The sequence below is a fragment of the Aeromonas sp. 604176 genome, assembly GCF_049170755.1.
Lineage (GTDB): Bacteria > Pseudomonadota > Gammaproteobacteria > Enterobacterales > Aeromonadaceae > Aeromonas > Aeromonas veronii_A.
This window is the reverse complement of record NZ_JAAKNE010000121.1, coordinates 1-13,066: the sequence shown is the minus strand read 5'-3', so window position 1 is coordinate 13,066 and position 13,066 is coordinate 1. Positions and strand designations below refer to the sequence as shown.

The 13,066-nt window shown below is 60.4% G+C and carries 12 protein-coding genes; 11 read left to right on the top strand and 1 reads right to left on the bottom strand.

Annotation, left to right across the window (positions count from 1 at the left end; all coding sequences use genetic code 11):
* The first annotated feature begins 28 nt into the window (after positions 1 to 28).
* From G5358_RS17635 to G5358_RS17615, 5 genes are all read left to right on the top strand, one after another.
* Entirely contained in the window at positions 29 to 1,054 is a 1,026-nt protein-coding gene (locus G5358_RS17635) for an ABC transporter permease subunit (RefSeq protein WP_421324597.1), read from the top strand.
* Positions 1,055 to 1,163: 109 nt separating this feature from the next.
* The gene (locus tag G5358_RS17630) at positions 1,164 to 2,207 is read left to right on the top strand and encodes an ABC transporter permease (RefSeq protein ID WP_005343430.1); all 1,044 of its coding nucleotides are present in this window, start codon (positions 1,164 to 1,166) and stop codon (positions 2,205 to 2,207) included.
* Positions 2,208 to 2,356: 149 nt separating this feature from the next.
* Positions 2,357 to 4,174 carry an extracellular solute-binding protein gene (locus G5358_RS17625; protein ID WP_182963013.1) on the top strand — a complete coding sequence of 606 codons (1,818 nt, stop codon included), beginning with the start codon at positions 2,357 to 2,359 and terminating at the stop codon, positions 4,172 to 4,174.
* A gap of 31 nt (positions 4,175 to 4,205) precedes the next feature.
* Positions 4,206 to 5,264: an ABC transporter ATP-binding protein gene (locus G5358_RS17620; protein WP_236340973.1), complete on the top strand. Its 1,059-nt coding sequence runs from the start codon at positions 4,206 to 4,208 to the stop codon at positions 5,262 to 5,264.
* Positions 5,261 to 6,307 carry an ABC transporter ATP-binding protein gene (locus G5358_RS17615; RefSeq protein ID WP_279464396.1) on the top strand — a complete coding sequence of 349 codons (1,047 nt, stop codon included), beginning with the start codon at positions 5,261 to 5,263 and terminating at the stop codon, positions 6,305 to 6,307. Before G5358_RS17620 ends, G5358_RS17615 begins: the two co-directional genes overlap by 4 nt.
* Positions 6,308 to 6,408: 101 nt before the next feature.
* Here the strand turns inward: G5358_RS17615 and G5358_RS17610 are convergent, their stop codons facing one another.
* Positions 6,409 to 7,020, bottom strand: coding sequence for a YitT family protein (locus G5358_RS17610; RefSeq protein WP_005349421.1), 612 nt, complete (start codon positions 7,018 to 7,020; stop codon positions 6,409 to 6,411).
* 309 nt (positions 7,021 to 7,329) lie between these two features.
* On the opposite strand from G5358_RS17610, the gene G5358_RS17605 reads away from it, so the two are divergent.
* The 6 genes from G5358_RS17605 to ettA form a co-directional block, all read left to right on the top strand.
* Entirely contained in the window at positions 7,330 to 8,343 is a 1,014-nt protein-coding gene (locus tag G5358_RS17605; RefSeq protein ID WP_421324594.1) for an NAD-dependent epimerase, read from the top strand.
* 110 nt (positions 8,344 to 8,453) lie between these two features.
* Positions 8,454 to 9,059, top strand: a complete 606-nt coding sequence (locus tag G5358_RS17600; protein ID WP_421324593.1) for a DUF2076 domain-containing protein — start codon at positions 8,454 to 8,456, stop codon at positions 9,057 to 9,059.
* 204 nt (positions 9,060 to 9,263) lie between these two features.
* Positions 9,264 to 9,452: a hypothetical protein gene (locus G5358_RS17595; RefSeq protein WP_043822919.1), complete on the top strand. Its 189-nt coding sequence runs from the start codon at positions 9,264 to 9,266 to the stop codon at positions 9,450 to 9,452.
* Between the two features lie 155 nt (positions 9,453 to 9,607).
* Complete coding sequence (locus G5358_RS17590) at positions 9,608 to 10,465, top strand: lytic transglycosylase domain-containing protein (protein ID WP_421324592.1); 858 nt, start codon at positions 9,608 to 9,610, stop codon at positions 10,463 to 10,465.
* Positions 10,466 to 10,572: 107 nt separating this feature from the next.
* On the top strand, positions 10,573 to 11,403 hold the full coding sequence (locus G5358_RS17585; RefSeq protein WP_216951989.1) for a 5'-methylthioadenosine nucleosidase: 831 nt from the start codon (positions 10,573 to 10,575) through the stop codon (positions 11,401 to 11,403).
* A gap of 185 nt (positions 11,404 to 11,588) precedes the next feature.
* Positions 11,589 to 13,066 (top strand): energy-dependent translational throttle protein EttA (gene ettA, locus G5358_RS17580; protein ID WP_421324591.1); only part of this gene is annotated, 1,478 nt, incomplete at its 3' end.

Genomic DNA, 13,066 nt, shown 5'->3' with positions numbered 1-13,066 from the left:
AAAAGAACAACAAGGACGAGGTTCCACCATGCTGTCGTATTTCCTACGCCGGATGCTTTTGATCATCCCGACGTTTCTCGGTATCACCCTGCTCGTCTTCACCATCACCCGTTTCGTGCCGGGCGGACCGGTCGAACGCATGCTGCTGCAAGCCCAGGTTTCCCAGAATGAATCCGGCCGTTCCAGCGGCAGCAAGGGGGCGCAAGCCCTCTCCGATGAACAGATCGAGGAGCTCAAGGCCTTCTATGGCCTCGACAAGCCCATGCTGGTCGCCTACTGGGAGTGGCTGCAGAAGCTGGCGGTGCTGGATCTGGGCGAATCGACCCGCTACTACGAGCCGGTGTGGGATCTCATCAAGGAGCGGCTCCCCGTCACCGCCTTCTTCGGACTGGCAACCTTTCTGCTGAGCTATGCGGTCTCCATCCCGCTGGGGGTGGCGAAGGCGCTCAGGCACAACAGCCGCTTCGACTCGTTAAGCTCCATGCTTATCTACATGGCCTATGCCCTGCCCGCCTACGTGGTGGGGATCTTCCTCATCACCGTCTTCGCCTTCCATCTGGAGTGGCTACCAATGGGCGGTTTTCCGGGGGACGACTTTGAGTACATGGAGAGCAGCTGGGATCAGATCAGCACTGTCTTTGCCCACGCCCTGCTGCCGCTTATCGCCTACGCCATCGGCGATTTCGCCATCCTCACCATGACCATGAAAAACAGCCTGATGGAGAACCTGTCGGCGGATTACGTGCGCACCGCCGTGGCCAAGGGGTTGCCGTTTCGCAAGGCGGTCACCGACCACGCCATGCGCAACAGCCTGATCCCCATCGCCAGCCACCTGGGGTCTGTGCTCACCGTTTTCTTTGGCGGCTCCTTCCTCATCGAGACCATCTTCAACATCGACGGCATCGGCCTGCTCGGTTACGAGGCGATCGTCGAGCGGGATTACCCCACCGTCATGGGCATTCTGGCCATCACCTCCATGCTGATGCTGATTGGCAATATCGTCTCCGATATCTGCGTTGCCCTGGTTGATCCGCGCGTGCGGTTTGGAGATTGACCATGAACCAGACCTCTATTGCCATGCCGATGCTGATATCACGCCATATCGTCTCCGATATCTGCGTTGCACCTTCTGTTGATCCCCGCGTGCGGTTTGGAGACTGACCATGAAGCTCAATCCGGTTACCTTGAAAAAACTCAAGCGCTTCAAGTCGATCAAGCGCGGTTACTACTCCTTCATCATCTTCACCACCCTGGTGCTGCTCTCCCTGCTGGCGGAGCTGCTGGTCAACAGCCGGGCGCTGATAGTGAGCTATCAGGGCCAGCTGCACTTCCCCACCTATGGCGATGTGATCCCCGGTCAGCAGTTCGGGCTCGATTACGAATACGAGACCAACTACCGCCAGCTCAAGGCCAAATTTGCCGCAGAGGGCCAGGGCGACTGGGTGCTGCTGCCGCCGGTGCCCTGGAACCCCTACGAGCAGGATTTCAAGGAGGATGCCTACCCGCCTTACGCCCCCAGCGCGGCCGAGCGCCACTTCCTCGGCACCGACACCAGCGGCCGCGACGTGCTGGCGCGACTGGTTTACGGCTTTCGCATCGCCATCGGCTTTGCCTTTATCGCGCTGGCGGCCAGTTACGCCATCGGGGTCACCATCGGCTGTCTGATGGGCTTTCTCGGCGGCCGCTTTGACCTCATTCTGCAACGCTTTATAGAGATCTGGTCCCAGGTGCCGTTTCTCTACGTCATCATGATCCTGGTGTCGCTGGCCAAGCCCAACTTCGGCCTGTTTGTCGCCATCAACGTGCTGTTCGGCTGGATGGGGATCACCTGGTATATGCGCACCCTCACCTACAAGGAGCGGGCGCGAGACTATGTGATGGCGGCGCGAGCGCAAGGGGCGACCACCGGGCGGATCATCTTCAACCACATCCTGCCCAACACCCTGATGATGATCGTTACCCTGGCGCCATTCGCCGTGGTGGGCAATATCTCCACCCTGACGGCCCTCGACTATCTGGGCTTCGGGCTGGCACCGCCGACCCCGAGCTGGGGGGAGCTGCTCTCCCAGGGCATCAACAATCTGGATGCCATCTGGATCGTCAGCTCGGTGGTGGCCGCGGTGAGTCTGGTGCTGATCATGGTCTCCTTTATCGGTGAGGCGATCCGCGAGGCGTTCGATCCGCGCAAATTTACCCGTTACCAATAAGCCAGCCGATGCCAGCGCATCGGCAGGCGTCGGGTAACGAACAGTGATTAATGAAGGACGGGCCGCCGCCATCGGCGGTCCCGGGAGCAAGGGATAATCCCGTTATCAATCAAGACCCCCAGTGTAGGGGCCAGACCTGGAAGTCAAACATGAAAAATAAAATCAAATGGATAGGTGCTCTCTTTGTGCTGGTAAACGGATCCTGGGTCTGGGCGGCCAGCCTGCCCGCGGATCTCAAATGGGAGACCAACGACACGGATCCTGTGTTCGCCTCCCCCAAGGCGCAGCCGGGCGGCAGCCTCAATATGTTTGTGGAGAGCTTTCCGCTGACGTTCCGCACCGTGGGGCCTGACTCCAACGGATCGTTCCGCTCCTTTATTCTCGATAACCAGTTGCGACTCATCAGCTTCCATCCCAATACCGGCAACCCCATCCCCTCGCTCGCGACCCACTGGGCCATCGCGCCAGACAGCCAGACCGTCTACTTCAAGCTGGATCCCCGCGCCAAATGGTCGGATGGCAAGCCGGTCAATGCTGACGACTACACCTTCGGCTACGAGATGATGCGCTCCAAACACATCAAGGGGCCCTGGTTCAACAACTACTACACCACTGAAGTGGTCGCGGTAGAGAAGATCGATGATCACACCATTATGGTCAAAGCGGCCAACCGCAAGGCCAAGATGGACCTGCTCAACACCACCGAGCTGTGGCCCCAGCCCAAGCACTACTACAAGCTGACCCCCAACTGGGTGAAGCAGTACAACTGGGCCGTGGTGCCCACCACAGGCCCCTACGTGATCAGCGACGTCAAGAAGGGCAAGTCGGTCACCTTCAGCAAGCAGAAGGATTGGTGGGCAAAAGACGATCGCTACAACCAGCACAGATTCAACATCGACACCATCAAGGTGCAGGTGATCCGCGACCACAACATCGCCTTCCGCCACTTCCTGAAAGGGGAGATCGATACCTTCGAGATGATCCTGCCCAACTGGTGGCATGAAAAAGCGGTCACCCCGGAGTACAAAAAAGGCTACGTGCAGAAGGTAATGGCCATGACCGACACCAAACAGGGCGGTCAGGGGGTGCACCTCAATGTGGCCAACCCCAAGCTGGCGGACGTGAACGTGCGCCTCGGCATCCAGCACGCCTTCAACATCGACAAGATGATCGAGACCGTGCTGCGCGGCGACTATGACAGAGCCACCACCTTCGGCTCGGGTTTTGGCGAGTTCACCGACATGACGCTGCCGGAGCGGGCTTATGACATCGGCAAGGCGCGGGAGTACTTTGCCAAGGGCGGTTACAACAAGCCGGGGCCGGACGGCATCCTGCAAAATGAGAAGGGGGAGCGGCTGACGCTGGCACTCACCTACACCAGTCAGGAGCACTCCAAGCGCCTGACCGTGTTGAAAGAGGAGGCCAAGAAAGCGGGTCTCGATCTGGAGCTTAACCTAGTGGATGGCGCCACCGGCTTCAAGGTGATGCTGGAGAAGAAACACGAGGCGGCCTGGCTTGGCTGGGGCGGCGGCGGTCTCTATCCACAATATTGGGAGTCGTTCCACTCCGCCAATGCCAACAAACCGCAGACCAACAACCTGTTCAACGTGGCTGACAAGGAGCTGGACGCACTGATCGACGCCTACAACGTCGAATTCGACATGGCCAAACGGGCCGAGATCTCCCGCCAGATCCAGCAGCGCATCTATGATCTCGCCATCTTCGTGCCCGGGGTGCAGCTCAACTATGTGCGGGCCAGCAGCTGGCGTTATGTGATGCTGCCGGACGTACCTGCCACCAAGAACACGCCGGATCTGCTCTACTGGCCGATGGATGGTTATCCTCACAGTAGTGGTGGTCTGCTCTGGCTCGATCCCAAGGTGAAGGAAGAGACCCGCAACGCCAAGGAGGCAGGGGAGGCGCTGGCGCCCATCAACCTGCTCGACAAGACCTATGCACGTCATTGATATTCAGGCCATTGCGAAGGGAGCAGCCGTTATGCCCAACACTCAGGCCCCCATTCTTGACGTACCGGATAACGGGGGGGAGTTCGCCGCTGATAACGGCCAGCACCAGGCCCCAATCCTCGAAGTACGCGATCTTGAGGTGGAGTTCGCCGTCGATGACGGCAAAATCAAGGTGCTCGACGGGGTCAGCTTCAAGGTGGCCCCGGGTCAGACGCTGGGGATCGTCGGCGAGTCCGGCTGTGGCAAGAGCGTTACCTCGCTCGCCATCATGGGGCTCTTGCCCAAACCCCACGGTCAGGTGGTAGCCGGTTCTATCCGCTTTCAGGGGGAGGAGCTGCTGTCGCTTGCGCCGGATCAGATGTACAAGGTGCGCGGCAACCGCATCTCGATGATCTTTCAGGAGCCGATGACGGCCCTCAACCCGGTGCAGACGGTCGGTGAGCAGCTGATGGAGGTGTTTCGTCTCCATCGCCCCGAGTATGACAAGGCCCAGCGTAAAGCCGCGGCCATCGCCATGCTGCAGAAGGTGGGGATCCCGGAACCAGCCCAGCGCTTTGCCGTTTACCCTCACAACCTCTCCGGCGGTATGCGCCAGCGGGTGATGATCGCCATGGCGCTCTCCTGCGAGCCAGACCTGCTCATCTGCGACGAACCGACCACGGCGCTGGATGTCACCATTCAGGCCCAGATCCTCGAACTGATGAAAGAGCTGCAGGCCCAGACCGGGATGGCCATCATCTTTATCACTCACGATCTGGGGGTAGTGGCGGAGCTGTGCGACGAAGTGGTGGTGATGTACGCCGGGCGGGCGGTAGAGCAGGCCGACGTGTTCGAGCTGTTTGACCACCCCCGTCACCCCTATACCCACGGCTTGATGAGCTCGATCCCGCGACTCGAGGATGAGCCCAAGAGCCTGCTCAAGACCATCAAGGGACAGGTGCCAGCCCTGCACGAGATGCCCGCTGGCTGCCGCTTCTCCAACCGCTGCCCCCATGCGACCGATCTCTGCATCAGCGCCATTCCGGCGGTGGAGCAACTCAACCCGCGCCACCATGTCGCCTGTCACTACTGGAAGGAGTTGACCCCATGAGCACTCTGTTATCGGTCAGGGATCTGAAACAGCACTTCCGGCTGGGAGGCGGGTTCCTGCGCAAGCAATATACGGTTCACGCGGTGGATGGCATCAGCTTCGACCTGAAACAGGGGGAGACGCTGGGGCTGGTGGGTGAGTCGGGCTGCGGCAAGTCCACCCTCGGGCGCAGCCTGCTCAAGCTGTTCGAGCCGACCGCGGGCACCATCACTTTCGAGGGGCGCGATATCACCGCCCTCAGCCCGAAGGAGATGCGCTCCCTGCGTCAGGAGATGCAGATGGTGTTTCAGGATCCTGCAGAATCCCTCAACAGCCGCCACACCGTGGGCCAGATCCTGGAGGAGCCCTTTATCATCCACGGTAAAGGCAACACTGAGCAGCGCCGCGGCTGGGTGCAGGAGTTGCTGGCGAAAGTGGGCCTGCCGGGCAGCGCGGTGGATCGCTACCCCCACGAGTTTTCCGGCGGTCAGCGCCAGCGGATCGGCATCGCCCGCGCCATCGCCCTCAAGCCCAAGCTGCTGGTATGCGACGAGGCGGTCTCGGCCCTCGATGTCTCGGTGCAGTCGCAGATCGTCAACCTGCTGCTCAGCCTGCAGCGGGAGATGAACCTCTCCATCATCTTCATCGCCCACGATCTGTCGGTGGTCAAACACATCTCGGATCGGATTGCAGTGATGTATCTGGGACGGATCGTCGAACTGGCGGATGCCCAGTCGCTCTATCTGGCGCCGCGCCACCCTTACACCCAGGCGCTGATCTCCGCCATTCCGGTACCGGACCCGCGCAGGCGCAGCCAGCGCATTTTGCTGACCGGCGATGTGCCCTCCCCCATCTCGCCGCCAAGCGGCTGCCACTTCCACCAGCGCTGCCCCCATGCGACCGAGTTGTGCAAAAGCAAGGCGCCCAAGCTTGAGGTGTGTGATGAGGCCCATCATCAGGTGGCCTGCCACACCCCGCTCGCCGTCAGTGGTCACGCTATCAGCGGCAGCGCCATCAGTGGCAACGCCATGAGCGGTGACAGCAGGCTGGAGCAGGCAAGCTAGGCGCAGCGAACAAACACCAGGGTAGAAACAGACGAGGCGGCCATCAGGCCGCCTCGTGCTATCGGGTCACTCTTGCAATATCGAGCCACTGCCGCAGCTTGTCAGGCAATCTGGTAACGGCCCGGCTTGTGGTTGAGTGTCAACACCAGATTACAGATAACCGCCGCCACGATGGAAAGCGCCAGGATCCAGGGCTGCACCACGAAAAACGAGGCGACAACAATGGCGCAATCGAGCCCCATCTGCAGCTTGCCCGCCCGGATGCCAAAGCGATCCTGAATAAAGAGCGCCAGAATGTTGAAGCCCCCCAGACTCGACTTGTGGCGAAACATGATGAGCAGCCCCATCCCAATCAGGGTACCGCCGATCAGCGCCGCATAGAGGGGCTCTATCTTGCCGATCTGCAATACACCGTTGAGGTGATCGGTCATGTAGGAGACTGCCGCCACTGAGACAAAGGTGTTGAAGGTAAAACGTGGCCCCATCCGCAGCCATGCCAGCGCATAGAAGGGCAGGTTGATGCCGAAAAACAGCAGGCCGAAGCTGATGCCGGTCACCTTTTGCAACAACAGCGCCAGCCCGGCAGTCCCGCCGGTGAGCAGGCCAACCTGATGAAACAGAAAGATGCCGAGGGAAACAAAGCCGGCCGCCGTCAGCAGGGCCAGCACATCCTCATAAATAGGATGGGCAGTGCGAATCGAGGTGTTGTCCATAACCTGTATCCAAGCGAAGTAAAGAGAGAGTGTCTGTCGCCTGCCGTTGCGGGCGGGCTGCGAGCCCTGTCCACAGGGCTTCGTTATGGGGTCCAGTCTATTTTTTGTGAAAAGGATCACAACAGTCAGGCTGAACGCCCCATTCTGGTGCCTGTCATCTGGCATTGACACTCGCTGCACCAAGATGCAGCATGCCGCGCCGTCAGAGGCGGTTTGCCATGGCACAAACGCGCCGGCTCTGCTACAAAGCGCGCAGCCCCCTTTTCCCATCACCGTAAGGAGCCCCATGATCTGCACAGAACCCCAACCATGACGTATCTGGTCACCGGCGTCGCCGGTTTTATCGGTTTTCATGTGGCCAGCAAGCTGTGCGCCGCAGGCCATCGGGTGGTGGGGATCGATAACCTTAACGACTACTACGAGGTGATTCTGAAAGAGGCACGGCTGGCCCAACTGGCCAGTTTCCCCAATTTTCGCTTCGAGCGGCTGGATCTGGCGGATCGTGAAGCCATGGCGGCCCTCTTTGCCAGCCACGGTTTCGAGCGGGTGATCCATCTGGGGGCACAGGCGGGGGTGCGCTACTCCATCGACAATCCGTTCGCCTATGCCGACAGCAACCTTACCGGCATGCTGACGGTGCTGGAGGGGTGTCGTCACCACGGGATTCAGCACCTCATCTACGCCTCCTCCAGCTCGGTCTATGGCATGGGGGATCAGATGCCCTACTCCACCGCGCAGCAGGTGGATCACCCGGTCTCCCTCTACGCTGCGACCAAAAAGAGCGGCGAGCTGATGGCCCACGCCTATTCGGAGCTCTATGGCCTGCCCACCACAGGGCTGCGCTTCTTTACCGTCTACGGCCCCTGGGGCCGGCCTGACATGGCCATCATCAAGTTCACCCGCGCCATCCTCACGGGCGAGCCTATCGACGTATACAACCACGGCGATCTCAGCCGCGACTTCACCTACATAGACGACATCGTCGCGGGGATCCTCACCGTGGCCGACCAGCCGCCCCGCCCCAATCCCGATTGGCATGCCAGCGAGCAGAGCGCGGCCGAGAGCGCCGCCCCCTACCGCATCCTCAATATCGGCAACGGCCAGCCGGTGCGGCTGCTCGATTTTATCGAGGCGCTGGAAGAGGCCATCGGCAAGCCCGCCATCAAGCGGATGCAGCCGATGCAGGCAGGCGACATGCACGCCACCTGGGCCGACAGCGAGCCGCTGCACACCCTCACCGGCCTGCGCCCCGCCACGCCCCTCAAGCAAGGTGTTGCCGAGTTTGTCCGCTGGTATCTCGACTACTACCGGCCCGTCCGCTGACGAGCACGGGCAGCCTCTCGGTCATTGATGAGTTAATCAGATACCACTGATGCCCCGCGGGTTTTAGGATGGCTGAACGCACTGTCTGCGCACCATAGCGAGGATTTGAGATGCAATCACAGGAACAGGGTCTGATCGATGGACTGTTCGACCGCCTCAAGCAAGCGCAAGTCAGGGATAGCAAACGAGACCCACAAGCGGATCAGCTGATCCGCCAGCATCTGGCAGAGCAGCCCGATGCCCCCTACTACATGGCCCAGGCGCTGCTGATCCAGCAGGCAGCCCTTACCCGCCTCAACGATCGAGTCAAGGAGCTGGAGGCCAGCCAGAACAGTTCGAGCGGCGGCAGTTTTCTCTCCGGCCTGTTTGGTAGCGAGAGCAGCACACCCCCGCGCTTTACGCCTCCACCGGCAACCGCGCCTGCCCAGCCCGCGTCCCGTGCCAGCTCCTTTTTAGGGGGCGCCCTGCAAACCGCAGCCGGGGTTGCCGGTGGCGTGATGCTGGCCGACATGATCGGCGGACTGTTTCACAGCAACCGGCCCGAGGAGATCATCGACATCATAGAGCCAGCGACCATCGCCAATCCGGTCGATGCGGAACCGGTGCGCTGGGACGGCTGGGATTCACCTCCCGATGCTGGCAGCAATTTTCTCGATGACGATAACCTGAGTGGCGGCTGGGCCGACACTGACGATAACAACGGCGGTTTCTTCTGATCGTCAAACCATTACTGGCCCCGCATCTGGCGGGGCCCAACTCGATACGAAACCCATGACTATGGAAAGTGTGATGACACCACGGATCGGCAGCGGCATGACGCGATATACTCAGCGCGCTTCGTGCCACTCGGGAACAACTCCCGACCCCAGGCGCTCTGTCCGTGGCCACGCAACACCCCCATGACGACAAGGAGCCACCTCATGATCCGAACCCTGCTTTTGACCGGTGCCGCCATTGCGGCCTATGCCCTGACCCAGAGCCACTCTCTGCTTCCCCTGCTCAGCCTGCTGGCCCTGCTTTCGCTCTGGGTTGTCAGCGAAATTGGCAGCTTCTATCGCGCGCTTCCTCCCGCCGTACTGGATGAGCAGGAGTATCACCACGACTTTTAACCGGATGAAAAATGGTGTGAAACTGTCGAGATGCCGTTAGTTCCATACCGTTTTGCTCTCTGAAACCAACCGGCTATAACAACAGGATCCACTGGGTTCATGGCGATAGCAGCCATGTTCCTCTATATCTTCTGTACTCAAACAGGAGATAACCCATGAGGCACATCAGCGAAAACGGACTGTTTTTGCTGCTTTTTTTGTCGTTGTTACTGGCAGGTACGCCGCGGGCGATGGCACAAGGCAGGGATTTCAGACAGGCCCCCAAGGCGCTAACGGCGATCAAGCAGGGTCAAGTGGCCCAGCAACACGGCAATCTGCAAAAAGCCATCGCCCTCTACTGTGTCGCCGCCAGCACCGGCAATCCCGAAGGTTATTTCCGGATCGGCCGCCTGCTCGCCACCGGCCCAGCCTCGGTGCGCAGCGCCAGGCTGGCCAACAGTTATCTCGCCATGGCTATGCGCCTGGGTAACCAACAGGCCGCCCGTTACTACAACGCCCGCATCGGCAATGCCCCTATGGGGGAGCGGTGTGGCATCGGGATCCGTGGCGGTCAGGGGGGCTATCTGGCGCAGCTCCCCTCCACCCCCTTCAATGTCGACTCCTGGGTTGCCCGCCAGCCCCCCGCCAAGCAAAAACTGGTCACCATGCTGCGCCACGCCGCCAAACACCATCAGGTGGATGCCCGGCTGGTGCTGGCGATTGCCATCGCCGAATCCAACCTCAACAGCCGCGCCGTTTCACCCAAGAATGCCCAAGGGCTGATGCAGCTGATCCCCGAGACCCAACTGCGGTTCGGGGTGACCCGTCCATTCGATCCGGCCCAGAACATCAAGGGCGGCGTCACCTATCTCAAGTGGCTGGATCGCCGCTTCGATGGCGACTGGGTGCTGATCTCGGCGGCCTACAATGCCGGGGAAAAAGCGGTGGAACGCTATGGCGGGATCCCACCCTATGACGAAACACAGGAGTATGTAAAACGGGTGCTCTACTTCGCTGGCCACAAGCAGCCCTGAGGCCATTCATCAGCATGTCCGTTACTGACAAAACACGCACCAACATTGCGCAACCGTTTTCCTTTCGGTAGGATCCGGCGCTTTCTCGCCAGCCCTACAGGTATCCCATGAATATCATCAAACGCTGTTCGCGCCTGCTCACCCTCTTTGCCCTCCTCTCCTCCAGCGTGATGGCGGCCACCCCGGCCCCCATCCTGATCCAGGGGGCGATGGACGTCGAAGTCGAAACTCTCGTTGCCGCACTGAAAGACAAGACGGAGCTGACTGTGGGGGCCTGGACATACTGGCAGGGTACTATCTCGGACTATCCGGTGGTCATCTCCCGCACCGAGGTGGGTCTGGCCAATGCCGCTGCCGCCACCACGTTGGCGATTGAGCGTTTCAAGCCGCGTCTCATCATCAATCAGGGTACGGCAGGAGGCCATGATCCGGCACTGCACCGGGGCGATATCGTTATCGGCACCAAGAGCTTCAACATGGGAGCCTATCGCAGTGACCTGATGCCCGCCGAGCAAGGCGTCGATCCGAGCAAATGGCACAACTTCGAGGTCACCATGCGTCTGCGCGATAACGGCAAGCTGGTGGAGCACAGCTCGTTCGCTGGCGATCCCGAGCTGATTGGCCGCGCCCTCGGTATGGCCGATCGCTATCGCCACGGCCGAGTAGTAGGCGGCATCATTGGCACCGCCGATGAGTGGAACCGACAGGTAGCGCGCATCAACTGGCTGCATCAGACCTACCAGACCGCCGCGGAAGAGATGGAAACCTCCTCCGCCGCCCTAGTGGCTGAGGCCTACAAGGTACCCTTTGTCGGCATCCGGGTACTCTCCAATACCGATCTCCACGGTGAAGAGTTTGACCCGCAGACTGCCATCCACTGCCAGCAATTTGTCATTGATTACGCAAACGCGCTGATCAACAGTTTCCACAAGGCATAAGGCCCTATAAGAGGCCGTCATGACAGGCGGCCTATCTTCCCCCCCATCTTTGCCCCCCCTTGCCCATTGGTTTACAATCGGAACGTTTTTTGGAACCGGGTTGACCTGTGTCGACCTGGCCCCACCACGACATCAGTCTGTTAATGCCAAGACATTAACCTGCTGAAAAGGAAGAGAATTAGCCAATGGCTCAATTTATTTACACCATGAACCGGGTCGGCAAGGTAGTGCCGCCCAAGCGTCATATTCTCAAGAACATCTCCTTGAGCTTCTTCCCGGGCGCCAAGATCGGCGTGCTGGGTCTGAACGGCGCCGGTAAATCCACCCTGCTGCGCATCATGGCAGGCATCGACACCGAGATCGAAGGGGAAGCCCGTCCGCAGCCCGGCATCAAGATCGGCTACCTGCCGCAGGAGCCGAAGCTGGATCCGGAGCAGACCGTACGCGAGGCAGTCGAAGAGGCCGTTGGCGAAGTGAAGCGCGCCATGGCCCGTCTGGACGAGGTCTATGCGGCCTACGCCGACCCGGATGCCGACTTTGACAAGCTGGCCCGCGAACAGGGCGAGCTGGAAGCCATCATCCAGGCTCAGGGTGGCCACAACATGGAAAACCAGCTGGAGCGTGCGGCCGATGCCCTGCGCCTGCCGGCCTGGGATGCAAAGATCAAGCACCTCTCCGGTGGTGAGCGCCGCCGTGTGGCACTGTGCCGTCTGCTGCTGGAAAAGCCGGACATGCTGCTGCTGGACGAACCGACCAACCACCTGGATGCGGAATCCGTGGCCTGGCTCGAGCGCTTCCTGCACGACTACGAAGGCACTGTAGTGGCCATCACCCACGACCGTTACTTCCTCGACAACGTGGCGGGCTGGATCCTGGAGCTGGACCGCGGCGAAGGTATCCCGTGGGAAGGCAACTACTCCTCCTGGCTGGAGCAGAAGGACGCCCGTCTGGCGCAGGAAGCAAGTTCCGAAGCGGCCCGTCGCAAGTCCATCGAGAAAGAGCTGGAGTGGGTTCGTCAAAACCCGAAAGGGCGTCAGGCCAAGTCCAAGGCCCGTATGGCTCGCTTCGAAGAGCTCAACACCAACGACTACCAGAAGCGCAACGAGACCAACGAGCTGTTCATTCCGCCCGGACCGCGCCTCGGCGACAAGGTGGTGGAAGTGGCCAACCTGCGCAAATCCTATGGTGATCGGGTGCTGATCGACGATCTGTCGTTTGCCATTCCGAAGGGTGCCATCGTCGGCATCATCGGCCCGAACGGTGCCGGTAAGTCGACCCTGTTCCGCATGATGTCGGGTCAGGAGCAGCCGGATTCCGGTGCCATCACCCTAGGTGAAACCGTGGTGCTCGCCTCTGTCGATCAGTTCCGCGACAGCATGGATGACAAGAAGACGGTATTCGAAGAGGTCGCTGACGGTCAGGATATCCTGCGCATCGGCAACTACGAGTTCCCGAGCCGCGCCTATATCGGCCGCTTCAACTTCAAAGGTTCCGACCAGCAGAAGCGGGTTGGCGAGCTCTCCGGTGGTGAACGTGGTCGTCTGCATCTGGCCAAGCTGCTGCAGACCGGCGGCAACGTGCTGCTGCTGGATGAACCGACCAACGATCTGGACATCGAAACCCTGCGCGCCCTCGAGAACGCCCTGCTGGAGTTCCCGGGTTG

What these genes read in the sequence shown, in the direction of transcription:
- G5358_RS17635 (WP_421324597.1), top strand. Translation starts at nt 29, where the DNA reads ATGCTGTCGTATTTCCTACGCCGGATGCTTTTGATCATCCCGACGTTT.
- G5358_RS17630 (WP_005343430.1), top strand. Translation starts at nt 1,164, where the DNA reads ATGAAGCTCAATCCGGTTACCTTGAAAAAACTCAAGCGCTTCAAGTCG.
- G5358_RS17625 (WP_182963013.1), top strand. Translation starts at nt 2,357, where the DNA reads ATGAAAAATAAAATCAAATGGATAGGTGCTCTCTTTGTGCTGGTAAAC.
- G5358_RS17620 (WP_236340973.1), top strand. Translation starts at nt 4,206, where the DNA reads ATGCCCAACACTCAGGCCCCCATTCTTGACGTACCGGATAACGGGGGG.
- G5358_RS17615 (WP_279464396.1), top strand. Translation starts at nt 5,261, where the DNA reads ATGAGCACTCTGTTATCGGTCAGGGATCTGAAACAGCACTTCCGGCTG.
- G5358_RS17610 (WP_005349421.1), bottom strand. Translation starts at nt 7,020, where the DNA reads ATGGACAACACCTCGATTCGCACTGCCCATCCTATTTATGAGGATGTG.
- G5358_RS17605 (WP_421324594.1), top strand. Translation starts at nt 7,330, where the DNA reads ATGACGTATCTGGTCACCGGCGTCGCCGGTTTTATCGGTTTTCATGTG.
- G5358_RS17600 (WP_421324593.1), top strand. Translation starts at nt 8,454, where the DNA reads ATGCAATCACAGGAACAGGGTCTGATCGATGGACTGTTCGACCGCCTC.
- G5358_RS17595 (WP_043822919.1), top strand. Translation starts at nt 9,264, where the DNA reads ATGATCCGAACCCTGCTTTTGACCGGTGCCGCCATTGCGGCCTATGCC.
- G5358_RS17590 (WP_421324592.1), top strand. Translation starts at nt 9,608, where the DNA reads ATGAGGCACATCAGCGAAAACGGACTGTTTTTGCTGCTTTTTTTGTCG.
- G5358_RS17585 (WP_216951989.1), top strand. Translation starts at nt 10,573, where the DNA reads ATGAATATCATCAAACGCTGTTCGCGCCTGCTCACCCTCTTTGCCCTC.